Origin of the sequence: Halopseudomonas phragmitis (genome assembly GCF_002056295.1) — a bacterium.
GTDB classification, from domain to species: domain Bacteria; phylum Pseudomonadota; class Gammaproteobacteria; order Pseudomonadales; family Pseudomonadaceae; genus Halopseudomonas; species Halopseudomonas phragmitis.
Genome location: NZ_CP020100.1, coordinates 2,283,160 through 2,307,834, shown reverse-complemented (window position 1 = coordinate 2,307,834; position 24,675 = coordinate 2,283,160). Strand labels below are relative to the sequence as shown.

At 59.5% G+C, this 24,675-nt stretch carries 16 protein-coding genes; 8 read left to right on the top strand and 8 right to left on the bottom strand.

What is annotated here, in order from left to right; all coding sequences use genetic code 11:
• Positions 1 to 74 precede the first annotated feature (74 nt).
• A complete protein-coding gene (locus tag BVH74_RS10650) occupies positions 75 to 2,258 on the top strand; it encodes a patatin-like phospholipase family protein (protein ID WP_080050047.1) in 2,184 nt (727 codons plus the stop codon).
• A gap of 28 nt (positions 2,259 to 2,286) precedes the next feature.
• Here BVH74_RS10650 and recQ read toward each other — a convergent pair whose 3' ends face one another.
• Positions 2,287 to 4,425, bottom strand: a complete 2,139-nt coding sequence (recQ, locus tag BVH74_RS10645; RefSeq protein ID WP_080050046.1) for a DNA helicase RecQ — start codon at positions 4,423 to 4,425, stop codon at positions 2,287 to 2,289.
• 165 nt (positions 4,426 to 4,590) lie between these two features.
• On the opposite strand from recQ, the gene BVH74_RS10640 reads away from it, so the two are divergent.
• The 3 genes from BVH74_RS10640 (at position 4,591) to BVH74_RS10630 (ending at position 8,005) form a co-directional block, all read left to right on the top strand.
• Positions 4,591 to 5,178 (top strand): YecA/YgfB family protein, encoded by a 588-nt coding sequence (locus BVH74_RS10640; protein ID WP_080050045.1) that lies wholly within the window; start codon positions 4,591 to 4,593, stop codon positions 5,176 to 5,178.
• 234 nt (positions 5,179 to 5,412) lie between these two features.
• On the top strand, positions 5,413 to 6,042 hold the full coding sequence (lapG, locus tag BVH74_RS10635; protein ID WP_373279492.1) for a cysteine protease LapG: 630 nt from the start codon (positions 5,413 to 5,415) through the stop codon (positions 6,040 to 6,042).
• A gap of 16 nt (positions 6,043 to 6,058) precedes the next feature.
• The gene (locus tag BVH74_RS10630; protein ID WP_080050043.1) at positions 6,059 to 8,005 is read left to right on the top strand and encodes an EAL domain-containing protein; all 1,947 of its coding nucleotides are present in this window, start codon (positions 6,059 to 6,061) and stop codon (positions 8,003 to 8,005) included.
• Positions 8,006 to 8,022: 17 nt separating this feature from the next.
• On the opposite strand, the gene BVH74_RS10625 is transcribed toward BVH74_RS10630, so the two are convergent.
• Entirely contained in the window at positions 8,023 to 8,361 is a 339-nt protein-coding gene (locus BVH74_RS10625; RefSeq protein ID WP_080050042.1) for a hypothetical protein, read from the bottom strand.
• A 94-nt stretch (positions 8,362 to 8,455) separates the two neighbouring features.
• Positions 8,456 to 14,602 carry a retention module-containing protein gene (locus BVH74_RS10620; protein WP_080050041.1) on the bottom strand — a complete coding sequence of 2,049 codons (6,147 nt, stop codon included), beginning with the start codon at positions 14,600 to 14,602 and terminating at the stop codon, positions 8,456 to 8,458.
• A 417-nt stretch (positions 14,603 to 15,019) separates the two neighbouring features.
• Here BVH74_RS10620 and BVH74_RS10615 point away from each other — a divergent pair, with 417 nt between their 5' ends.
• The 3 genes from BVH74_RS10615 to BVH74_RS10605 are packed head-to-tail and all read left to right on the top strand — an operon-like array spanning position 15,020 to position 19,916.
• A complete protein-coding gene (locus tag BVH74_RS10615; protein WP_080050040.1) occupies positions 15,020 to 16,372 on the top strand; it encodes a TolC family outer membrane protein in 1,353 nt (450 codons plus the stop codon).
• Positions 16,373 to 16,381: 9 nt separating this feature from the next.
• On the top strand, positions 16,382 to 18,571 hold the full coding sequence (locus BVH74_RS10610; protein ID WP_080050039.1) for a type I secretion system permease/ATPase: 2,190 nt from the start codon (positions 16,382 to 16,384) through the stop codon (positions 18,569 to 18,571).
• Positions 18,555 to 19,916, top strand: coding sequence for an HlyD family type I secretion periplasmic adaptor subunit (locus BVH74_RS10605; protein WP_080050038.1), 1,362 nt, complete (start codon positions 18,555 to 18,557; stop codon positions 19,914 to 19,916). Before BVH74_RS10610 ends, BVH74_RS10605 begins: the two co-directional genes overlap by 17 nt.
• 6 nt (positions 19,917 to 19,922) lie before the next feature.
• Here BVH74_RS10605 and BVH74_RS10600 read toward each other — a convergent pair whose 3' ends face one another.
• The 5 genes from BVH74_RS10600 to BVH74_RS10580 all read right to left on the bottom strand — a co-directional run bounded on the left by BVH74_RS10600 (position 19,923) and on the right by BVH74_RS10580 (position 23,153).
• On the bottom strand, positions 19,923 to 20,258 hold the full coding sequence (locus BVH74_RS10600) for a DUF6122 family protein (RefSeq protein WP_080050037.1): 336 nt from the start codon (positions 20,256 to 20,258) through the stop codon (positions 19,923 to 19,925).
• Positions 20,255 to 20,893 carry a DsbA family protein gene (locus BVH74_RS10595; protein ID WP_080050036.1) on the bottom strand — a complete coding sequence of 213 codons (639 nt, stop codon included), beginning with the start codon at positions 20,891 to 20,893 and terminating at the stop codon, positions 20,255 to 20,257. Before BVH74_RS10595 ends, BVH74_RS10600 begins: the two co-directional genes overlap by 4 nt.
• A gap of 15 nt (positions 20,894 to 20,908) precedes the next feature.
• Positions 20,909 to 21,853 carry an oxygen-dependent tRNA uridine(34) hydroxylase TrhO gene (gene trhO / locus BVH74_RS10590; RefSeq protein WP_080051700.1) on the bottom strand — a complete coding sequence of 315 codons (945 nt, stop codon included), beginning with the start codon at positions 21,851 to 21,853 and terminating at the stop codon, positions 20,909 to 20,911.
• A gap of 266 nt (positions 21,854 to 22,119) precedes the next feature.
• On the bottom strand, positions 22,120 to 22,434 hold the full coding sequence (locus BVH74_RS10585) for a BolA family protein (RefSeq protein WP_080050035.1): 315 nt from the start codon (positions 22,432 to 22,434) through the stop codon (positions 22,120 to 22,122).
• A 215-nt stretch (positions 22,435 to 22,649) separates the two neighbouring features.
• Entirely contained in the window at positions 22,650 to 23,153 is a 504-nt protein-coding gene (locus BVH74_RS10580; protein WP_165443777.1) for a DUF2059 domain-containing protein, read from the bottom strand.
• A gap of 86 nt (positions 23,154 to 23,239) precedes the next feature.
• Here BVH74_RS10580 and fumC point away from each other — a divergent pair, with 86 nt between their 5' ends.
• The gene (gene fumC / locus BVH74_RS10575) at positions 23,240 to 24,631 is read left to right on the top strand and encodes a class II fumarate hydratase (RefSeq protein WP_080050033.1); all 1,392 of its coding nucleotides are present in this window, start codon (positions 23,240 to 23,242) and stop codon (positions 24,629 to 24,631) included.
• Positions 24,632 to 24,675 lie beyond the last annotated feature (44 nt).

Genomic DNA, 24,675 nt, shown 5'->3' with positions numbered 1-24,675 from the left:
ATCTGCACATGCCGCGACTCCCAGCCTCGTATACAATAGCTGGATTTGTCGTCCGCCCATCTCAGGCTTGCATCATGTTCAAACGCCTTGTTTTCGTTCTGCTGGTTGTCCTGACGCCGCTACTGCAGGCGCAGGCAGATCAATTGCGCACTGGTCTGGTACTGTCGGGCGGCGGCGCCCGCGGCCTGGCCCACATTGGCGTCCTCAAACAGATCGAGGAACTCAACATTCCCATTCATGCGATCGCCGGCACCAGCATGGGTGCGGTGATTGGCGGTCTGTACGCCGCCGGCTACAGTGCCGATGAGCTGCAGGCCATAGCGCTGGAACTGGACTGGGTGAACACCCTCAGCGACAATCCCATGCGCGAGGACATTCCCTACCGGCGCAAACAGGATGACCGCGATTTCCTGGTCAAGCAGCGCCTGACCTTCGACCGTGGCCGTTTGGGTCTGCCTCTGGGCCTGCTGCAGGGCCAAAACCTGACCCTGGCTCTGGAGACCCTGCTGGTTCACACCAACGATGTCGAAAACTTCGACCGTTTGCCAATTCCGTTCCGGGCAGTAGCTACCGATATCGCCACCGGTGAGGCCGTGGTATTCGACCAGGGCCATCTGCCCCAGGCTATTCGCGCCAGTATCGCCCTGCCCGGCTTTTTCTCGCCGGTCAAGATCGGTGACCGGCTACTGGTCGATGGGGTGCTGAGCAAGAACGTGCCCGTGGATGTTGCCCGCAGCATGGGTGTTGACCGGGTAATCGTGGTCGACATCGGCACCCCGCTCAAATCCGCCAGCGATCTCAACTCGATCCTCGACATCATGGATCAGACCACCACTCTGCTGACCCGGGCTAATACCGAGAAACAGCTGGCGACCCTCGGCCCCAATGATCTTCTGTTGCAGCCAGCGCTGGGCGATATGGGCTTTAGCAGCTTCTCCGAAATTGCCGAAGCGATTGCCGCCGGCGAGCAGAGTCTCAGAGACAGCAACGGTCAAACCCTACTGGCACTGCGTTCTCAGGCTGAGCCAGGCGGTAATCTGGCCAGCACTCGCCCGGTCCGTACCCCAGTGATCGATGAAATTCGCATTATCAACAGTGGCAAGGTGTCCGATCAGGTCGTACGCAACCTGTTGCGCCAGGAAATTGGCGAGCCGCTCAATATCGAGCGACTGGAAAAGGACATGGGCACCATCTACGGCACCGACTATTTCAGCCGGGTCAATTATGAGATCGTCAACGAAGATGAGCGCAATGTTCTTTTGGTGCGCACCAGCGGCCGGGAAACCGGGACCGACTATCTGCGCCTGGGCCTCAACCTGGTCGATGATTTCCGTGGCGGCAGCTATTTCAATATCGGTGCCAGTTACCGGGTCAACGGCGTCAACCCCCTGGGCGCCGAATGGCTGACTCGCCTGCAAATCGGCCAGCACCAGCTCGTTTACAGCGAGTTTTACCAGCCCCTGGATTTTGGCTCACGCTATTTCGTTGCGCCCTTTATCGATGTCGAATCGCAGAACGTCGAAGTCATCATCGACAACGATCCGGTCGTCGACTACCGGCAGCTACGCTACGGCGGCGGTATCAATCTGGGCCGACAAATCGCCAACAACGGCGAGGTACGTTTCGGCCTGTCACGCTACTGGGGCGAATCGAAGGTCCGGGTTGGCGACCCCGACTCCCCGTCCTTCAGTTTCGAGGAAGCGTTCTACACCCTGCAGCTTGAGCGCGACACGCTGGACAACGTCAACTTCCCGCGCGCGGGTGACGAGGGCAAACTGGTCTGGCGTCTGTCAGAACCGGATCTGGGAGCCAACGAGCGTTACCGCCAGGCCGAGTTCAAGTACAACCGGGTGTTCAGTCTCGGAGCCAACACCTGGCAACTGGGCGCCTTCCTTGGCCGTACCGACAGCAAGGTCGATGTGGCCCAGAGCAGCTTCCTGCTCGGCGGCATCGGCAGGTTTTCCGGTTTCCGCCAGAATGGCCTGGCCGGTCAGAACTACAATATGGGTCGGGTAATCTACTACCGGCAACTGAACCCGGGCAATTTCCTGCCGGTCAGTCTGCCGCTCTATCTGGGCGGAAGCTTCGAGTACGGGCGGGTTTACAACAAGGACGACGATGGCTTCGACACCGGTTATATGGGTGCCGGCAGCCTGATGGTTGGCATGGACACCCTGCTCGGCCCGCTGTTCCTCGGTTTTGGCGCCAACCAGGAGGGTGAGCGGGCGCTGTACATGAATCTGGGGCAGACCTTCTGACGATAGTTCTGGCGCCCTGGCAAGAGCCTCAGGCGCCAGAAATCTCCAGCTCCAGAGCAGCCCGGATACAGTGCAGAATGCCTTCGTCCACCGGCTCATCCAGTTGCCGGGCCAAGGTCCGCACTCCAGGCAGCTCATCGCCGCCATCATTGAGAAAGGCATCCTGCAAGCGTTCGATTTGCTCGGCCGGCAGATCGAGCACCTGCTCCAACGCCAACTGCCCCAGACTGATCGCCTGCGCCAACTGCATCCAGACCTGCTTGACCGGCTGGCCGAGCTGGTGCGCAATCTGCTCCGCCCCCATTCCGGCCAAGGCCAGTGCTACAGCCTCGCGAGCGCTGCCCTGGGCACTCTCAGCCGCCGGATCACGGCCTTGCCCCTCAAGCAATACCTGCAAAAATTCGGCCCCGTAACGCTCCAGCTTATGGGCACCCACCCCGCTGACCAGCGCCATATCCTGCAGCGTCGCAGGCCGTTGACGCAGCATATCGACCAGGGTTGAGTCCGGGAAAATCACATAAGGCGGCACGCTGTGGGCCTCAGCCAGGCGCTTGCGCAACGCCCGCAGTCGCTCCCACAGCTCCCGATCGGCGTCGGCGATCACCGGGCGATCGCTGCTGCGGCCCGGCAACGGTGCCGAGCGACTGGGATCGCGACGCAACGCCAGCCCCTGTTCACCGCGCAGCAAAGGACGACAGCTATCGTTCAGACGCAGCCCGCCATATCCATCCAGATCGATATCCATCAGGCCGCGGGCAATCAACTGGCGAAAAACCGAGCGCCAGTCTGCCTCGCTAAGCTGCTTGCCAATCCCGTATGTAGACAGGTGCTGATGACCGGCGCTGCGAATCTTGTCGTTGTCGCGTCCCAGCAAAATATCGATAAGATGCCCAACGCCATAACGCTGGCCGCTGCGGTAGGCCGTCGACAGTGCCATGCGCGCCGCTTCACTGCCATCCCAGGTGCTTACCGGCTCCAGGCAGTTATCACAATGACCGCAAGGCTCGGCCAGCGTTTCGTCGAAATAGCCCAGCAAGGTCTGGCGCCGGCAACTGGTCAACTCGCATAGAGCCAGCATGGCATCCAGCTTGTGCCGCTCAATGCGCTTGTGCCGCTCATCACCTTCGGAGTTGGCCATGATCTGGTTGAGCATCAGAACATCCTGCAACCCATAGGCCATCCAGGCATCGGCCGGCAAGCCATCCCGCCCCGCCCGGCCGGTTTCCTGGTAATAGGCCTCAACGCTCTTGGGCAGGTCCAGATGGGCAACAAAGCGCACATTGGACTTGTCGATTCCCATACCGAAGGCAATGGTAGCGACCATGATCAGCCCTTCCTCGTTGAGAAAACGCTTCTGGTGATAGCTGCGCAGCTCCGCCGAGAGCCCGGCGTGATAGGGCAAAGCCGGCCAGCCCTGTTCACTGAGCCACTGGGCAGTGTCTTCGACCTTCTTGCGCGACATGCAATAGACAATGCCGGCATTGCCCCGGTGCTGGGCCAGGAACTGCTGCAACTGCTGGCGAGGCCGGTCCTTGGGTACGATCCGGTAGAAGATGTTCGGCCGGTCGAAACCGGATACGAAGCAGCGCGCCTGCTCCAGCTTCAGACGCTGGATCATTTCCTGACGGGTACGCTCATCGGCAGTAGCGGTCAGGGCAATGCGCGGCACCCCGGGGAACTGCTCGGCCAACACCCCGAGTTGCAGGTATTCCGGACGGAAATCGTGCCCCCATTGGGACACACAGTGGGCCTCGTCAATCGCAAACAGGGCGATCTCCAGGCTCTGCAGAAAGGCCAGAGTTCGGGGCTTGACCAAGCGCTCAGGAGCCAAATAGAGAAATTCCAGCTCGCCGCGGCGCATGCTATCGGCAATCTCACGCTGAGCCTGCTCATCCAGGGTTGAATTCAAGGCTGCCGCTCGCAGGCCCAGCTCGTTGAGCGTGGCGACCTGATCGTCCATCAGCGCGATCAACGGCGACACCACGACTGTCAGCCCTGAACGCAACAGGCCGGGGATCTGGTAGCACAGCGATTTACCGCCACCGGTCGGCATCAACACCAGGGCATCGCCACCTTGGGCTACCTGATCGATAATATCGCTCTGCTGGCCACGGAACTGACTGTAGCCAAATACCTCCCGCAGCCGTTGTAACGCTTGCTCGCGCATGCTTCCCCTTGGTCAATAGCCCCTGAGCGGGCTCGGCGGTCGAAAGCCGACGATTATACCAGCCTTGCACAGCCATATAGTCAATGTTGACGGGACGCACTCAGCCTTTGGCAATTGCGCCGGCCATGCGTACAATGCCTGAATCATCGACCACGAGGTGTTCCCATGTCCTTTGCTGCCAAACTTGAACGCCTGCAACAGTTCCTCGACGCCGACGACCTGCATGACGAGGCGCTGGACTATCTTGCCGGGCATGGCTACCTGACCGCGCTGTGCATCAGCCCGGTCGAAGTTCCGGAAGACGAGTGGATCGCCGAACTGTTCGCTGAAGAGCCGAATTATCAGGACGATCAGGAACAGGCCGACATCGAGGGGACTCTGGTCGAACTCAAGGCTCGCATCGCCCGGGAACTGGCCAGCGACGAGGATATCGAACTGCCTTGTGAACTGAGTCTGGGTGACGAGCCGGATGAGTCCGATTTGCGTAGCTGGTGTATCGGCTTCATGGAAGGCGTCTTCCTGCGCGAAGAAGACTGGTTCGACAATGAAGAAGAAGCGGTCAGCGAACTGCTGCTACCGGTCATGGTCGGCTCCGGTCTGTTCGAGGATCAGCCCGAGTTCGCCGAGATCGCCCGTGACCAGGAAATGGTCGAGGACATGCTGGCCCATATTCCGGAAGTCCTGACTCAACTGTTCCTGCTGTTCCACGCCCCGGAAGACAAGCCCAAGCCCGCCTTGCTGTCACGCCATTGAACCGCCGGCACCGGTCAGACCGGTGCCATCATTATGCAAGGACGGCATCCCTTGCCTACACTGTGGTCATCGGACTCAGGGAACCGCTGAAAACGCGTCATGGATTGCCACGGGCCTACAGCCCTCGCAATGACGAAAGCAACCCTGTTCAGAGTTTGCCTAGCGCTCCCGACCGAGTGAGAGCCCGCCACAGTGAAAGTTCGCCCCAGGTTCTGGCCCATTGTTCTGACCTGCCTGATGCTGGTATCACTGGCTGGCTACGGCTGGGACTTTTCCCGAATCATCGCCCGTGCCGAGCAGCGTTATAGCCTGGATATGCAGGCCCGCTGGCGCCTGCAGGAATGGCAGGCGCTGCTTGAGAATCCGGGCAATGGCGACACCCAAAGCCTGCTGAACACCGTCAACCGCTTTTTTAACCAGCGCCTGCGTTTTGCCGACGACATCGACATCTGGGGCGAGATTGACTATTGGGCCACCCCGGTCGAATCGCTGGTCAAAGGCGCCGGTGACTGCGAAGACTACGCCATCGCCAAATATTTCAGCCTGCGCCGACTGGGCATTCCCAATGATCATCTGCGTCTGACCTACGTCAAGGCTGTGGAGCTGAATCAGGCCCACATGGTACTGACCTATTACCGGACACCGGACAGCGAGCCGCTGGTACTGGACAACCTGATTGACGAGATCCGTCCTGCCTCGCAGCGCCCAGACCTGATCCCGGTTTACAGCTTCAACGCCGAAGGGCTCTGGCTTGCCAGCGCCGGCGGCAGTACCCAAACCGGCTCAGCCAAGCAGTTGTCACGCTGGCAGGACCTGTTGCGGAAAATGCGTGACGAAGGTTTCACCGAGTTCACGGCACCATGAGGATGAGGAGTACACCATGTCGTTGGTAAAACAGCTTCTCCTGGCCATCTGCCTGTTCCTGCTGATAGCGTTCAGCGGGAGTTTTCTGGTCAGTGTGGAAAACTCCCGAGATCAGCTCCAGACTCAGCTACGCTCGCACGCCCAGGACGCGGCCACGGCCCTCGGGCTATCGCTGACGCCCCATGTCGAAGATCCAGCCATGATTGAGCTGATGGTCAGCTCGATCTTTGATAGCGGCTATTTCGCCAGCATCCGGGTAGTCGCTATTGCCGACGGCCAGGTGCTGGTCGAGCGCACCCGCAGCCTCGACGAAACCCGCGCACCTGGCTGGTTCGTACGACTGGTCAACCTAGAGGCCCAGGGCGGCGATGCGCTGATCATGCGCGGCTGGCAACAGTTCGCCCGGGTCGAGGTGTTGAGCCACCCGCAGTTCGCCCTTAACCGGTTGTGGGACAGTGCCTTGGGCACTCTCGGCTGGCTGCTGCTGTGTGGCGTGATTAGCGCCCTGCTCGGCGCCTTGCTGCTCAAACGCCAGTTGCGTCCGCTACTGGCCATGGCCGACCAGGCCGAAGCCATTACCCGGCGCGAATATCGCACTCTGCCCCGGGTGCCACGCACACCAGAGCTGCGCCATGTGGTTCTGGCCATGAATCAGATGGTCGGCAAACTCAAGAATCTGTTCGAACAGGAGGCCGCGCAAACCGAGCTTTACCGCCGTCAGGCCTACCATGACAGCCTGACCGACCTGCCCAACCGACTGGCCTTTGAGCACGGCCTGCAGGCCGCGCTAACGCCAGGCGAAACGCCCGATGGCTTTCTTCTGGCGATGCGCCTGGGCAATCTCAATCAGCTCAATCAGACCCTGGGCGCCGCTCGTACCGACGCCATCCTCCAGGCCATGGCCGTCCCGTTGCAAGCTATTCAGGCGGCCCATCCGACCTGGCTGTGCTGCCGTTCACGCGGAGGAGAGTTTCTGGTGTTGGCACCCGGCAGTCAGTTGGAAGACATTCAGGCGCTCGCCGGCCAACTGGCGACCCAGGCCAGCAGCCTGGAAGACCTGATCAGCCAGGTGGAGCATCAGCCGATAGCCTTGGGAATTGCCGGTTACCGGCCAGGCGATGGTAATGCCCAGGTACTGAGCCGTATGGATCAGGCGCTGGCCGAGTCCAGCACCGCAGGCGAGAGAATCAAACCGGGCTATCGCCCGGCTGATGCCGGGCAAATAGTCGATACCGCCCACGGCTGGCGTACCCTGCTCAGCGAGGCAATCGAGCAGCGCCGTTTCGTCCTGCATTTCCAACCAGCCATGGGCGGCCAGGGCCAGACCCAGGTACTGCATCACAAGCTGCTGGTACGACTCCCCGACACCCAGGGCCAACTGATGAGTGCCGGGCAGTTCCTGCCCTGGATCGAACGTCTGGGGCTGGCAGGAGCCTTTGATCAGTGCATGCTGAGCATGGCTTTGGCACATCTGGACAAACACCCTGGCGCCCTGGCCCTGAGCATCACCGCCGACACCCTGCATAATCCTGAGCAGCGGCAACGACTAAGTCAGCAACTGGACAAACACAACGGCGCCCATTATCTGACTCTAGAGATCGACGCTCGCTACCTGCAAAACAGCCAGGATGTCGGCCAGTTGGCAGCCGAGCTGAAAACCAGTGGTTGCCAACTGGCCCTGCAGCACTTTGGCCGCCAACTCAGCCTGATTGGTGAACTGGCTTTGATCGGGCTGGCCTATCTCAAGATCGAAAGCAGCTTTATTCGAGACCTGGACCAGGCCCCGGAAAAACATCTGTACCTGGAAGCCCTGGTCAAAACGGCACAACGGATTGATCTGCCGCTGATCGCCGAGCAGGTACAAACCAAAGGAGAGATTCAGGCCTTGATCAGCCTGGGAATCGAAGCCATGCAGGGACGGGCCCTGGCAGAGCCGGCAAGCTGGCAGGAGCAGGCTGGCTGAGCGGCTAATCAGGCTTCCTAGATCAGCGGACCGCCTTCATCCTGATCAATCAGGTTCGCCAGTTCGCTGAGCCGGGCACGAGCCTGGGAGCGGCGATCCAGTTTGGCCACCGCCGCCTCGGGCAGATCGGTGATCCGGATTACTCCGCGCTGCAACAGCACATCGACCAGATCCTCGATCACCCGGACCAGATCCTGGTCGCTGTCACGCAGCCGCTGCAGACTGGCCAGAGCCGCCTGCTGACGTCCCCAGTCGAGCAATTCCGGATGATCATCGGCCAACTGCTCGTGGTAACCAGCCTGCGCGTCCAGTGACGCATCGATGATCCAGCCCCGTTCATCGCGTTTGACAAACATCCTCGCCCCCGGCTTTTACCGCTGGTAGTGCAGCCACTATAGAACAAGGGCCGGTCCTGGTCACCCAGGCCGGCCCTTGTTCACCTCTTACGGCTCAGACCAGAAGACTCGGGTCCGGATCTGCCAGCATGTTGCTGATGTCGGCATTGCTCCAACTGACGCCCTTGAGCAGGATCTGCTGATCCACCGCATCGGCCACATCGCCACTGCTGCTGACCTTCAGCAGGGTGCTGTTCACTCCCTCGAACACCGTCCCCTCCGCTTGCAGGTAACTGAAGATATCGCCAGCGTCGATACCGCCAAGCAACTCACTCAGATCCAGACGATCACCCTCGGCCAGGCTGAAATCCATGACGATATCAACGGCCGGGCTATCGACACTACCCTGATCACCGGACTGCCAGACGAAAGTGTCGGCCCCCAGACCGCCATACATGATGTCGTTGCCCGGGTCGCCAATCAGCACGTCATCACCGGCCCCTCCGAACAGCAGATCATTACCGGCACCGCCAATCAGCACATCGTCACCACCCAGCGGGTTGTTCGGATCGTAAAACTTCAGCGGATCGCTGCGAATCTCGGCAATCAGCTCTTCAGTGGTGGGAGCCCGGCCAAGCTGATCGGTCAAATAATTGACCAATCCCTGATAGCCCTGCCCGGCGTAGGCCGCGCCCAGCGCATCGGAGCTGATGGTGTCACCGAACAGGATGTCATCGCCATCACTGCCGATCACTATGTCATCGCCAACAAAGGGTACCAGGTCGACCGCACCGCTCAGAGCCAACTCCAGATCCTCAGCGGTATTGACGATTTCGACCTGACCGACCGGACCGGAAATATTGGTTCCGCCAATCCGTACCGTGGCATTTCCTGTCACCGAGGTATTGTCGAAGAACCGCAGGTAGTTCTCATTGATATTGGCGCCGATACCAATCGCGCTGACTGCCACATCGTGGCTGCCAACCAGCGACGCCATGGCCGATACTGCATTGGACAAATTGGCAGCGCTGGTCGTATCTCCGGCCCCTCCAGAGACCGGGTTACCACCATTATTCAAATGGTAGGTAGGATTGCCATCAGTCAGGAACAACACCTTGTTGTGGAACCCCTGTGTCGTCGGCACCTGCCCATCCAGCCACTGCTCGGTTGCCAGCAAGGCCGCGTGATAGTTGGTGCCACCCAGAGTAGCCTCCATGGCCATGATCGCAGCCAGCAACAGCGCTACTTCAGCTGGATTGCCCAGGTTGAAGGTTTGAGGCGTAGCGATATTGGTGCCAAACGGCACCAGATGAACATTGACCTGGCCGTTGTGCTGGGCCAGATCATTGACCAGCTTGGTCAGGGCCTGCTTCATCAGCTCGACCCGGGTCAGACCTGGCGTTCCTGAGTTGAACGCCATACTGCCGGACAAGTCAGCAATCAAAACTATGTTGTAGTTGTCAGGATTCTCAACACTCAGAATGCCCTTCACATCACCAATTGCGATGGCATCCCCCGTCCCAGTGGGGAGCACATCATCAGCAGAAGTACCGACCAGCAGTTGACTCATCACCGGTGTGGCTATATCGACTGTAAAGTCGAAATCATCTGCGTCAAAGTCGGCGTCAACAATCTCAACATTGAAGTTGAGCTTTTGATCCGCCGGCAGAATTTCCACCTCCGTGCTCAAGGTGCGCAGACGCATCTGGTCACCGGAAACATGCTGCACAGTCAGCTCGTAGAACCCCTGGATATTCAGGTCCTGGGCATTGACCGCCACCGGAGCGCCATGACTGATATCGACGCCATTGAGGGTCGCTATAGTCGCCCCATTTTCATCCTTGACCAGGATGTTGATCACTGCCGATCCCGAGCCTCCGGCGAAGAAGAAGCTCAGACTGGCGATGTTGATTTCCTTTTGCTCAGTCGGGTGTGTTGCGGTGTTGCCATCGCCATCAGCGACAAAGAACGCCATGTTCAGTGACTGGCCAGCGCTGATGAAGTTGTTACCAACCCCAATGCCCTGAGTACTGGAGTTGACCGAGGCCCCACCGCCTCCGGTGAAACGGATATCCGTGGAGGAATTGAAGCTGGCGCCAAAGATCTGCTCGGTCCACAACTCAGAGAAATTGCCGCCGATGTTCTTGTCGAAGGTATTAGTCTCAGACAGAGTCGGATTGGGCGTGATCAGGTCGAACTCGTAGGTGCCGTCCACCTTCATGAACAGGGTGAAGAAGGTATAGACATTATCTCCATCCTGGACCTTGACCGTCAGCTTCTCACCCAGATAGTCGCCGCCCTGATAGACATCTTCGCGCTCACTGATAAAGGTGCCGTTCAAACCAGAGCTGTCGAAGCTGAGGTTGATGCCGCTTTCCAGGTCAGCCATCTGCTGACGCAAGCCATCGGCACCGGGGTCATAGCTCCAGGTTCCGATGGTCACTCCTGCGGTATTGTCCACTACCAGATTTTCGACCGCCTCAATGACCGGCTCGGTATCGAAGACCTTGATGCTGACCTTAATCGGCTCAGACAGGTTGGTGCCATCGGAGGCCAGATAGTAGAAGCTATCAAGCAGATAGTCCTGATCCAACGGATGATTCAGCACCGGCGCCTGATAGACGAACTCGCCATTGGCGTAGACCGTCAACGTCCCTCCCAAAGCAGTCATGAACACCAGGCCGCCAGGACCTACCGCTTGTGGGTCACTGCCATCGGCATTGAGTGAAACACTGGCAACACTCAAACCTGGCTGGTCATTGAACAGCACGCCCTGGATCGCTCCGTCAGCTTCCGAATCCAGCACCTGCCCTTCGATAACTTTGTACTTGTCCGCAGTGCCTTCGGGCAGGAGGTCATTATCTTCAATCAGCCCTTTGGCCACACTGACACCCAATTGAGCCCCGACCGGATTACTGAGGGTCAGGAACAAGCTCTCAAAGGTACCTGGACCACCTTCGAACAGCAGATCATCGAAGGTGGATATCACGATATTGCCCGAGGCACTGCCAGCGGGAATGATCAGGGTACCGCTAAGGGTTAGCGGATCGGTCAAATCATCGGGGCTGGCAGTGCCAAAGGTAATGGTCCAGTCCACGCTGGTCTCAAAGGCTGACAGACCGCTGAGATTGACCTTGAACACCAGATCACCCCCCTCCTCGACCACCGCGCCAATCCCCTTGGCATTGACCTCCAAATCCAGGGTAGGCAGTTGTTCGTTGTCTTCGATCTGACCACTGACGCTGGAGACCGGGCCGAGCCCGGCACCGGTTACCCCGGTCAGGTTGAAACTCAGATCCTCGAAGGTGCCGGGGCCGCCCTCGAAAATGTCGTCATCAAAGGTGGGGACAATGACCTGGGCGCTGGTTTCACCAGCGGGGATGATTACCGAACCACTGTAGGTCACCGGAGTGATCAGGTCAGCCTCTTCAGCCGTGCCATCGAGCACCAGTTCCCAGAACACCTCGACCGGTTCGCTGGACGGACCGCTGAGGCTGATCTGGAACACCAGATTGCCGCCTTCCACCGTCACCGCACCAACGCCTTCGGCCACTTCAACGATGTTGACCACCGGCAGCTGTTCGTTGTCTTCGATCTGACCACTGACGCTGGAGACCGGGCCGAGCCCGGCACCGGTTACCCCGGTCAGGTTGAAACTCAGATCCTCGAAGGTGCCGGGGCCGCCCTCGAAAATGTCGTCATCGAAGGTGGGGACAATGACCTGGGCACTGGTTTCACCGGCGGGAATGATCACCGAACCGCTGTAGGTCACCGGAGTGATCAGGTCGGCTTCTTCAGCCGTGCCATCGAGCACCAGTTCCCAGAACACCTCGACCGGCTCGCTGGACGGACCGCTGAGGCTGATCTGGAACACCAGATTGCCGCCTTCCACCGTCACCGCACCAACGCCTTCGGCCACTTCAACGATGTTGACCACCGGCAGTTGTTCGTTGTCTTCGATCTGGCCGCTGACGCTGGAGACCGGGCCGAGCCCGGCACCGGTTACCCCGGTCAGGTTGAAACTCAGATCCTCGAAGGTGCCGGGGCCGCCCTCGAAAATGTCGTCATCGAAGGTGGGGACAATGACCTGGGCGCTGGTTTCACCAGCGGGGATGATTACCGAACCGCTGTAGGTCACCGGGGTGATCAGGTCAGCCTCTTCAGCCGTGCCATCGAGCACCAGTTCCCAGAACACCTCGACCGGTTCGCTGGACGGACCGCTGAGGCTGATCTGGAACACCAGATTGCCGCCTTCCACCGTCACCGCACCAACGCCTTCGGCCACTTCAACGATGTTGACCACCGGCAGCTGTTCGTTGTCTTCGATCTGACCACTGACGCTGGAGACCGGGCCGAGCCCGGCACCGGTTACCCCGGTCAGGTTGAAACTCAGATCCTCGAAGGTGCCGGGGCCGCCCTCGAAAATGTCGTCATCGAAGGTGGGGACAATGACCTGGGCGCTGGTTTCACCAGCGGGGATGATTACCGAACCACTGTAGGTCACCGGAGTGATCAGGTCAGCCTCTTCAGCCGTGCCATCGAGCACCAGTTCCCAGAACACCTCGACCGGTTCGCTGGACGGACCGCTGAGGCTGATCTGGAACACCAGATTGCCGCCTTCCACCGTCACCGCACCAACGCCTTCGGCCACTTCAACGATGTTGACCACCGGCAGTTGTTCGTTGTCTTCGATCTGGCCGCTGACGCTGGAGGCCGTGCCGAGCCCGGCACCAGTTACCCCGGTCAGGTTGAAACTCAGATCCTCGAAGGTGCCGGGGCCGCCCTCGAAAATGTCGTCATCGAAGGTGGGGACAATGACCTGGGCACTGGTTTCACCAGCGGGGATGATTACCGAACCACTGTAGGTCACCGGAGTGATCAGGTCAGCCTCTTCAGCCGTGCCATCGAGCACCAGTTCCCAGAACACCTCGACCGGTTCGCTGGACGGACCGCTGAGGCTGATCTGGAACACCAGATTGCCGCCTTCCACCGTCACCGCACCAACGCCTTCGGCCACTTCAACGATGTTGACCACCGGCAGTTGTTCGTTGTCTTCGATCTGGCCGCTGACGCTGGAGGCCGTGCCGAGCCCGGCACCAGTTACCCCGGTCAGGTTGAAACTCAGATCCTCGAAGGTGCCGGGGCCGCCCTCGAAAATGTCGTCATCGAAGGTGGGGACAATGACCTGGGCACTGGTTTCACCGGCGGGAATGATCACCGAACCGCTGTAGGTCACCGGAGTGATCAGGTCGGCTTCTTCAGCCGTGCCATCGAGCACCAGTTCCCAGAACACCTCGACCGGTTCGCTGGACGGACCGCTGAGGCTGATCTGGAACACCAGATTGCCGCCTTCCACCGTCACCGCACCAACGCCTTCGGCTACTTCAACGATGTTGACCACCGGCAACGGATCATTGTCCTCGATCAGCCCGGTAACCTGGGTCTGCCCGGGAGTTGCGGCGATCACGTCGCTGATGGTGATAAACAGGTCCTCAAAGGTACCTGGGCCACCTTCATAGATATCGTCATCAAAAGTGGGAATCGAAATTACATAGCTGGTAACCCCCGGAGGGATGGTCACCGTATTGGTCAGCAGCACCCCGGCTTGCAGATCAGCTAATTCGGCAGTGCCAAAACTCAGGGTCCAGGTGAAGGTAATGGGTACAGAGCTGGGAGCCGACAAGGTCACCAGAAACTCCAGCACTCCGCCTTCCACTGTCACCGAAGCATCGGCACCGCCAATTGGTTGAATACTGATCACTGGCGGCTCTTGCGGCGGTAACTCCTCATCCTGCGCGAAGAACAGATCTTCATCCTGGGGAATATCGAGCGTAGCGAACTGGGGACCGGCCGTATCGTAGCCTACCTGCGGGTTGACCCGCAGATCCAGGCGGTCAAGCAATACAAAGCTGTGCCCCCCGCCTTCACCACCACCGGCTGCGCCAGCACCCAGGCCAGCGGCCGTAGCCTCAAATAGCAAGGTCGGGTCAGCACCTGCTGCAATGGCCTGTTGAATAGCCTCGATATCCATCGGCTCATCCGCCGCAGGAGGCGAGTCACTCAACAGGAACGAAGACTCTCTGCCCAGATCAAGCTCTCGACCGTCATCCAGAGCCAAAGAAACACCACCAGCCTCGCCGGTGATCACCCTTTCTCCGGCCAAAACCCGGTCTCCCTCAACCAGCAGGCGCCTTTCCCCGCCAGGACCAACCGCGAATACCTGACCGATAACCTTGATTACCACTGCATTGATGCCAGCCATGTGAATGACTCCCTTTCGCAACCGATGACAACGCCCCCGCTCACCAGAGAGTCGAGAGCCAACCTGTTTCCATTCCCGAACAGCCAATCCTGGGGTTCAACAAAGCCTTCCATCACCCAAAGCAGCGGCAAATTAATGGCGCCAGCACAGCGTCACAAAACCGTCAACAACCAACGAAAAATAGGCCTCATGCCAGATAATTGGCTTTTGCTCAAAAAATATACTACACAGATCTGGCATGTGCCTGGAAAGCATTAGATGCATTGGAAATATCGGGGCGTTCAGCCACTTCCTTTTGATATCAGAATGCTTTCGAAACAGCGTTGTGCCATCACCAGCCCCATCTAAACTGGGATTAGGCGCATGAGGCACTGCAGTGCATGGACACAACAGAAACTGGCATTCAACGGAGGATTTATGCGCACGATCACGACCTGGCAATACTTGATCATGCCGCTGGCGCTGTCAGTCAGCCTTGCAGCTCAGGGGCAATCCCTGCCGCAGGCGATTCAGACAGCTCTTGATACCCACCCGCAAATTAGGGCCACCGCCAACAGCCGGCTGGCGGCCAATGAGGATCTCAAGGGAGCGAGGGCCGGCTACCTACCAACCATTGACCTGAGTGCCGGTTATGGCCGCGAAGGTACCGATAGCCCTGCCACACGGGCTGGAGGAGATCACTGGAGGCGTCTGACCCGTGGCGAGGGACAGGTGAGACTGGGTCAGATGCTGTTCGACGGCTTTGCCACACCCAATGATGTGCGACGCAACGAAGCCACGGTAAATTCAAGAGCCTACCGCGTGTTGAGTACCGCCGAGCAGATCGCTTTGGCCACAGTGGAGGCCTACCACGAAGTGCTGATGCGCCGGGAAATGGTTAGACTGGCCGAAGACAATCTGAGTAGCCACCAACGTGTGCATGATCAGATTCGGCTGCGCAGTGAGCGCGGCGTCGGCCGTACAGCCGACCTTGATCAGGCCGAGGCCCGTCTGGCCCTGGCCCGCAACAACCTGGTCACCGAACAGGCCAACCTGATCGATGCCGAAGCGGTCTACTACAGCGTGGTCAGTCAGCTTCCCGGCGACCTGAGCCTGCCGGGGCCGATTGCCCACCACCTCCCTGGCTCTCTGGAGTCGGCCCTGGCCAATATCACCAACAACCCGCTGATAAAGGTCGCCGAAGCTGATCATCAGGCCGCCCAAAAGCAATATGAAACAGCCAAGGCTCCGTTCTACCCGCGCTTCGATCTGGAACTGTCGCGCAACGTCGACAATAACCTCGACGGCAGCCCAGGCCATTACAACGAATGGCAGGCAATGCTGCGGATGCGCTACAACCTCTACAGCGGCGGGCGTGACCAAGCACGTATGCACTCCAGCGCCCACCAGATGAACGAAGCCCTGGAGATACGCAACAACGCTTACCGGCAACTGACCGAAGAGCTGCGTCTGGCCTGGAACGCGATGGACAGCGCGAGCCAGCAGGTGCCGATCGCTCAACAGTATGTCGACTACAGTGTCAGGGTCCGTGAAGCCTATCGACAGCAATTCAACATTGGCGAACGCACTCTGCTCGACCTGCTCGACAGTGAAAACGAACTGTTCACCGCCCAGCGTCGCCTGACCGAAACCCGCTTTGTCGAGTACTTTTCCCAGTACCGGCTCCTGGCGGTAACCGGTGACCTGCTGCGTAGCCAGTCGATTGTCGCACCAGCCGAAGCAATGGCACTGTCCGAGGTGCACAGCACACTCCTGCCAGCCGGACAGTAAATCTTGAGCATGCCTGACGTATTGTCGGGGCCGCCGAGCCCCGACCAAGAGGCAAAAACCGGCACCCGCGATGATCCACGCGGGCGCTTCGATGATCCTTTGCTGGATACCCTGCTGGCCTTGTGTGACTGCCTGCAGGTCAAAACCAGTAAAGGCCAGTTGACCGCCGGCCTGCCCCTGCTGGACCAACGCATGGTCCCCGAACTGCTGCCCCGTGCGGTGGCACGTGCCGGCCTGCAAGGGCGTATTCTGAGCCGCTCGCTGGAGGCTATCGACGACATAGCACTCCCGGCCCTGCTGTTTCTGAACAATGGCCGCTATGTTGTTCTCGAGGCCTGGATCGATACCAACCAGGCTCGGATACTGACAGGCGAATCCGCCGGCGGCGCCAAGCAGATCGAACGCACCAAGCTAGCCAAGCTGTATTCTGGACAGGCCTTCTTCGCCCAACCACGGCATCGTTCGGAGCTGCCGCACAGCTCGCCCATACCCCGTACCCGGCACTGGTTCCGCGATACCCTGCGTCTGTCGCGCAGGCTCTATGCCGATTCCATGGTCGCCAGCTTTCTGATCAACCTGATTGCCCTGAGTACCCCGCTGTTCGTCATGAACGTCTACGACCGGGTCGTGCCAAACCTGGCGCTGACCACCCTCTGGGTCCTGGCCATCGGCATTTCCCTGGCGCTGCTGTTCGACCTGATTCTGCGTACCCTGCGCAGCTACTTCCTTGATCTGGCCGGCAAGAAAACCGACCTGATCCTGTCCGCCACCCTGTTTGAACGCATCACCGGCATGAATCTCAAGGCCCGCCCCGAGCGGGTCGGCAGCTTTGCCCAACACATTCACGAATTCCAGAGCCTGCGCGACTTTCTCACCTCGCTGACCCTGACCAGCCTGATCGACCTGCCCTTCGCCTTACTGATCCTGTTGGTTATCGGCCTGATCGGCGGCCCACTGGTACTGATCCCGCTACTGGCGTTCCCCCTGACCCTGTTGCTGGGGTGGTTGATTCAGGGCCCGCTATCACGCGCGATCCAGCAAAGCCTGCAATTGGCCAGCGAACGTCAGGCCATGCTGATCGAAACCCTGGGCGGTATCGACCTGATCAAGGTGACCGGCGCCGAAAGCGAGCGCCAGCGGCAGTGGGAAACCACCATTGGTAGCCTCAGTCGACTGGAAATGAAGGCCCGCAAGCTATCGACTCTGGCCGTCAACGGCACCCTGTTCATTCAGCAACTGTCGGGAGTGGCAGTCATTGTCGGCGGTGTTTACCTGATCATGCAGGGCAATTTGAGCATGGGAGGCCTGATCGCCTGCTACCTGCTCAATAGCCGGGCACTGGCGCCGCTGTCACAGATCGCCAGCCTGTTGACCCGTTACCAGCAGGCCAAACTGACCGTCTCGACCACCGACCAGATGATGACCATGCCCCAGGAACGTCAGGCCAACAGCCTGCCAACCCACCGGCAAAACCTGCACGGCGCGATTGAAGTCCGCAACCTGAGCTTTACCTACCCTCAGCAGCAGTATCCGGCGCTGGACCATATCAGTCTGAAGATCATGCCCGGCGAGCATGTTGGCATTATCGGCCGCAGCGGCTCGGGCAAGAGCACCCTGGAAAAACTGCTGCTCAATCTCTATCAACCCGACAGCGGCCACCTGCTGATCGACGGCCTGGACATCCACCAGCTTGATGTCGCTGACCTGCGCCACAATATCGGCTACGTCCCCCAGGATATCCAACTGTTCAGCGGCAGCCTGCGCGACAACCTGACTATGGGTGCCCGCTATGTCGATGACGAGCGCCTGCAACAGGTCTGCAACCTGGCCGGGGTCAGCGAGTTTGCCCGCCAGCATCCCCAGGGCCTGAACCTGGAGGTTGGTGAGCGCGGCCAGAACCTCTCCGGGGGCCAACGCCAGGCAGTGGCGGTTGCCCGTGCCCTGCTGCTGGACCCACCGATACTGCTCCTTGATGAACCCACCAGCGCGCTGGATAACAGCAGCGAGGAACGCCTCAAGCGTCAGTTGGCTCAGGTAATTGCACAAAAAACCCTGATTCTGGTTACCCACCGGGCCTCGATGCTGGCTCTGGTCAGCCGCCTGGTTGTTATCGACGCAGGAAAAATCGTCGCCGACGGACCCAAGGAGCAGGTCCTGGAAGCCTTGCGCAAGGGGCAAGTCAATGTCGCCCGCCCCTGAAAACAACGGCAAAACTACCGCCAAACCAACGGCCAGGACCATCACCGAGGCCCCACTTCCAGACTTGGCCCACGCAATCCTGGAAGACTCACCCCGTTCGGCGAGGATGATGCTCTGGGCTCTGGTCGCGTTCATCGTGACCGGCCTGACCTGGGCTCACTTTGCCGAAGTCGAAGAGCTGACCCGCGGCCAGGGCAAGGCGATACCCTCCGGCAAGCTGCAGCGCATCCAGAACCTGGAAGGCGGAATCGTAGCCGAAATCCTGGTCCGTGAAGGCCAGATCATCAACCGTGGCGACCCCTTGCTGCGGCTGGACGACACCCGGTTTGCCTCGAACGTGCAGGAAACCCGGGCCGAACGTCTGGGCAAGCAGGCCAAACTGGCCAGGCTCACCGCCGAAACCGAAGGTATAGATCTGGTGTTGCCGGAGAATGTCTTGAAAGAGGCACCCGAGTTGGCCGCTGCCGAACTGGCATTGCACGACAGCCGACAACGGCGCCTGAATGATGAACTGGCCATTCTTGAGGAGCAACGCCGCCAGCGCGCCCAGGAATTGAGTGAGCTGCGCTCCAAGCAGAGCCAGTTCCGTAACAGCCTGGCTCTGCTACGCCAGGAGATCAACATGTCGGCGCCACTGGTGGCCGATGGAGCAATTTCTGAAGTGGAAGTGTTGCGCCTGCGCCGTGCCGAAGTAGAAACCCGGGGCAACCTGGACGGCACCACCCTGGCCATTCCTCGAGCCGAATCGGCCCTGCGGGAAGTCGAACGCAAAATCGAGGAAGCCCGCAACCGGTTCCGCAGCGAAGCATTGGGCGAACTGAATCAGACCCGCGTGGAACTTGAAAAAACCCAGGCCTCAGGCCTGGCACTGGAAGACCGGGTGCGCCGCACTCTGGTGACCTCACCGGTCAATGGCATCGTCCAGCAGTTGCTGGTCAACACCGTGGGCGGGGTCATCCAGCCGGGCGATGATCTGGTGGAAATCATTCCGCTGGATGACAGCCTGCTGTTTGAGGCCAGGATTCGTCCGCAGGACATCGCCTTCCTGCATCCCGGCCAGGAAGCCATGATCAAGATTACCGCCTATGACTTCACCATCTACGGCGGGCTCAAGGGTGAACTGGAGCACATCAGCGCTGACACCGTGACCGATGAACAGGGCGAAAGCTATTACCTGATCCGCCTGCGTACCGAACGCAACTACCTGGGCGACAGCGACCACCCGCTATTGATCATCCCCGGAATGATCGCCAGCGTGGACATCATCACCGGCCAGAAAAGCATTCTCAGTTATCTACTCAAGCCGGTGCTGAGGGCGCGTGCCGAGGCCTTGCGCGAACGCTAAGCCATTTTATGGCAATGGAAAACCAGCCATGCGCCAGCAATCACTGGCATCCACCAGCATGTGAATCAGCAGCCCCAGGCCCACCAAGCGGGTCGGCTGCCAAAGCGACATCAGCAGATAGAAGGTGATCGCGGTATAGCTGTGCAGCGGATGAAAGCCGATCGAGCAACGATTGGGATCGAATAGCGGGTCGGCCAGCAGATGATCAAGATCCACCAGCATGGTCGCCAACATGATCAGCCAGGCCTTGCGCCACCGACTGCGAAAAAACACCCAAGCCACCAGCAGCGGCACCAGTGCATGCAACGCCAGGTGAATCAGGGTACTCAGACTGACCATCATGACGCCGATGCTGCCTGTCCAGCCTCGCACCAGCGTGACAACAGCGCCAGCACCTGATCAGCAGACTGATAACCGTTGGTCAGCAATGCCAACTGGCCGTCGCGCTGGGCCAGCAACGTCGGAAAACCTGCAATCCCCAGGTCCCGGGTCCAGGAAAAATCGGCCGCCAGTGCCGCACGGGTAGATTCAGCATCGTAACTGGCGGCAAACGCCGTTCGCGAATAGCCACAGCTCTCTGCCAAATCGACCAGCACCCCAGGTTGGGTCACATCTGCCAGGCTGGCGTAAAACGCCTGTTGAATCGCCTTGACCAGATTCCAGACCAGTTGATTGTCCAGCTCGCGCCCGGCAACCAGAGCCCGACAAGCCGGCTCGGTGTTGTAGACGAAACCATCCGGCAGTTGCTGCGGCTGAAGAAAGGGCTGCCCTGACGCTTGTTCAACCGCCTGCCAGTGCTCAGCCAGAACCTGGCGGGTGGCAGTATCGACAGGTTCACGTTGCCCTGGTCGCAAGCCACCGGCAACCAGATGAATAGTCAGCTCGGGATAACGAGCCTGGATAGCATCGATCACCGGAGCAAAGCCCCAGCACCAGGAACACATAGGGTCCATCACATAGATCAGGCGCTGGGTCATTAGTGTCAGTCTCCGTCAGCGTTTGGCGTTGGGTGAAGCCAGTTCCTGCGGCAGGCCGATAGGGTGCGGCTGGTTGCGCAGCTTGGCCAACTGGATCTGCCGCTGCCGCTCCTCCGCCCGCTGGCGGGTCTTCTCTGGCAGGCTGTCGTAACAGTGCGGGCAACTGACACCTTCCTCATACTGCGGCGATGCCATATCTTCGGCGCAAACCGGATGACGACAGGCGTGACATTGACCAAAGGATCCGGGAGCCAGATCGTGGCGCACGGTAACCCGGTTGTCGAACACAAAGCACTCGCCATCCCACAGACTCTGCTCTGCCGGCACGTCCTCGAAATATTGCAGAATGCCGCCCTTGAGGTGATAGACCTCCTCAAAACCTTCCTTGAGCATATAGCTGGAGGCCTTTTCGCAGCGGATGCCACCAGTGCAGAACATCGCAACCTTCTTGTGCCTGGCCGGATCGAAATGCTGCTTCACATACTCGGGGAATTCACGAAAGGTCTTGGTTTTTGGGTCAATGGCACCCTTGAAGCTACCAATCGACACCTCATAGTCATTGCGGGTGTCGATCAGCAGCACCTCAGGATCGCTGATCAGCGCATTCCAATCCTGGGGCTCAACATAGGTACCCACCTTCTCGTTGGGACTGATGCCCGGCACACCCAGGGTAACGATTTCCTTTTTCAGCTTGACCTTGGTCCGGTAGAACGGCTGCTCATCGCACAGCGACTCTTTCCAGTCCAGATCGGCCAGGCGGGCATCGTTGCGCAACCAGGCCAGCACTTGATCCAACCCGGCCCGCGGGCCGGAAATGGTCCCGTTGATTCCTTCCCGGGCCAGCAGCAACGTACCCTTGACGTCATTATCGACCATGACATCCAGCAACGGCTGACGCAGAGCCTCGAAATCTTCCAGCGTGACGAACTTGTACAACGCCACCACTACAATCTTGGACATGCCTACCTCGTACATTCAGTTATCGCCCGCGTAAAGGGCGCACCAATTAGGGAAACACTGATTAATTGCACACAAGCTCAACAGCCCGGTTGGCGCTGACCTGTTCTGGACTGTCGATGCCCCGGACGGGCATCGCCAAGCCCCCATGGATGGGTTCACGGCGTGTCCAGAACAGGTCAGCACCAACCGGGCCAGCACCGAAACTGATTTAATCAGTGTTTCCTTAGGGCGCGCAGTGTATCAAACAGCAGGAGATGACTGAACGTTCAGTGGTCAGCTTTACTACCGCCCATGCAATTGGGCGAATCCGGTGCCTGCTGGCGGGCCTGCCACTCATCCGGGGTGTAGGTATGCAATGCCAGCGCATGAATGCGCTGCATCAACTCACCCAGCGCCGCATAGACCGCCTGATGACGACGGACCTTGCTCAGATCGTTGAACCGCGCACTGACTACCACGGCCTTGAAATGCGACTCCGAGCCAGGCGGTACGCTGTGCATGTGGCTTTCATTGACCAGCTCCAGATGAACCGGCTCCAGCGCTTGCAGGGCCTGATTCAAGGCTACTTGGGTGCTACTCATGGGATTACTCCAGTTAAGGGAACACTGATTAATAACACAAAAGCCAAGCAGCCCAGTTGGCGCTGACCTGTTCTGGACTGTCGATGCCCTGGACGGGCATCGTCAAGCCCCCAGGGATGGGTTCACGGCGTGTCCAGAACAGGTCAGCGCCAATTGGGCTAACACTAAAACTCAATTAATCAGCGTTTTATTCGGCAAATAATGGGCTATTGACTCTAGCGCAGGCCACCCTGGCGATCCTCCAGATCGGCGGCCAGTTGCTCCACCAACTCTTCGATCTGGGGCGCCAGGCGTTCCTCCCAGCGTGTTCGGGTAATGGCCAGCGAACTCTGGGTCAGCTCTGGCAGATTGTCCATCAGCTTGCGCCCAACCGGCGACTGGTAGAATTCGGCCAACTGCTCGAACTCAGCCTCGCTGAACAGCGGTACATACAAATCGATCAACTCGTCACGCATCGCTTCCCAGGCCAGCTCTGTGTCAAGCAGCGCACGGGCCTGGCGTTGATAGTCACGCAGCAGATCCTCGTGCTGCATCGAGCCACCCATCTGGGCGAACTGCAATGTCAGCGCCCGCCCGACCTGCTCGTAAACCGTTGCGGTCATACCCTCGGCCTTGGCCAGTTTGAGAAATCGCTCGGCACTGGCCCGATGACTGGCCTCATCAGCCTGGACCAGCATCACCCAACTGCCCAGCACCAGTCCCAGCAGAAAAACCCGCATACCCCTCTCCCAACTCGATATCAGTGACCACCAGCCCCTATACTGACAGTCCCACCCCCACATCGCCAGTCAAGGGAGGTCCGACCATGGACACTCGTCGCGAAACCGACAGCATGGGCCCGATAGAGGTGCCCGCCGAGCGTTACTGGGGAGCCCAGACCCAACGATCCCTGCACCACTTCGCCATCGGCGAAGAACGTATCCCACTGGCAGTCGTGCATGCCCTGGCCCTGATCAAGAAAGCCGCAGCTCGGGTCAACCGGCAATTGGACAACCTGCCGGACGACATAGCCAGCCTGATCGAACAGGCTGCCGACGACATCCTCAGCGGCAGCCTGGATCAGCACTTCCCACTGTCAGTCTGGCAGACCGGTAGCGGCACCCAAAGCAACATGAACGTCAACGAGGTCATCGCCAACCGCGCCAACCAACTGGCCGGGCAACCCCTGGGTGGCAAACAGCCGGTCCATCCCAATGATCACGTCAACCGCGCCCAAAGCTCCAACGACACCTTTCCCAGCGCCATGCACGTGGCGGCCGTCAAGGAAACCCACGCCCGCCTGCTACCGGCCGTGCAGGCACTACGCACAGCACTGGCCAAACAGGCCGAACAGCACAAAGCACTGATCAAGATTGGCCGCACCCATCTGATGGACGCCACCCCGGTAACCTTCGGTCAGGAACTCTCGGCCTTCGTCAGCCAGTTGGATATGGGGCTTGAAGCGGTGGAACAGGCGCTGCCCAAAGTCTGCGCTCTGGCTCAGGGCGGCACTGCAGTGGGTACCGGACTCAATGCCCCACCCCGCTTTGCCAGCCTGCTAGCCGCCGAAGTGGCCCAACTGACCGGCCTGCCTTTCACCAGCGCCGACAACAAGTTTGCAGCGCTTAGCGGGCATGAACCTCTGGTGCAACTGCATGGTGCCTTCAGGCAACTGGCGCTGACATTAATGAAACTGGCCAACGATCTGCGACTGCTCGGCAGTGGCCCGCGTGCGGGCCTAGCGGAAGTCCGGCTACCGGCCAACGAGCCCGGCAGTTCGATCATGCCCGGCAAGGTCAACCCGACCCAGTGCGAGGCACTGTCGATGATTGCCTGCCAGGTGCTGGGCAACGACGTCACCCTTGGCGTTGCCACCAGCCATGGTCACCTGCAGCTCAACGTGTTCAAGCCGGTGATCATTCACAACCTGCTGCAATCGATCCGGCTATTGGCCGATGGCTGCACCAGTTTCCGCGAACACTGCATCGAAGGCTTGGAACCGGATACTGCAAAGATGCGCGAGCATCTGGACAACAGCCTGATGCTGGTCACCGCACTGAATCCGGTCATTGGTTACGACAAGGCCGCAGACATCGCCAAGAAAGCCTACGCCGAAGGCACCACCCTGAAACAGGCGGCGCTGGCATTGGGGTATCTGGATGAGGCGCAGTTCGATGCAGCGGTCAGGCCAGAGGGAATGTTAGGGAGCGCTGATTAATCGAGATCACTGCCAGCCCGGTTTGTTGTTGACCTGTTCTGGAC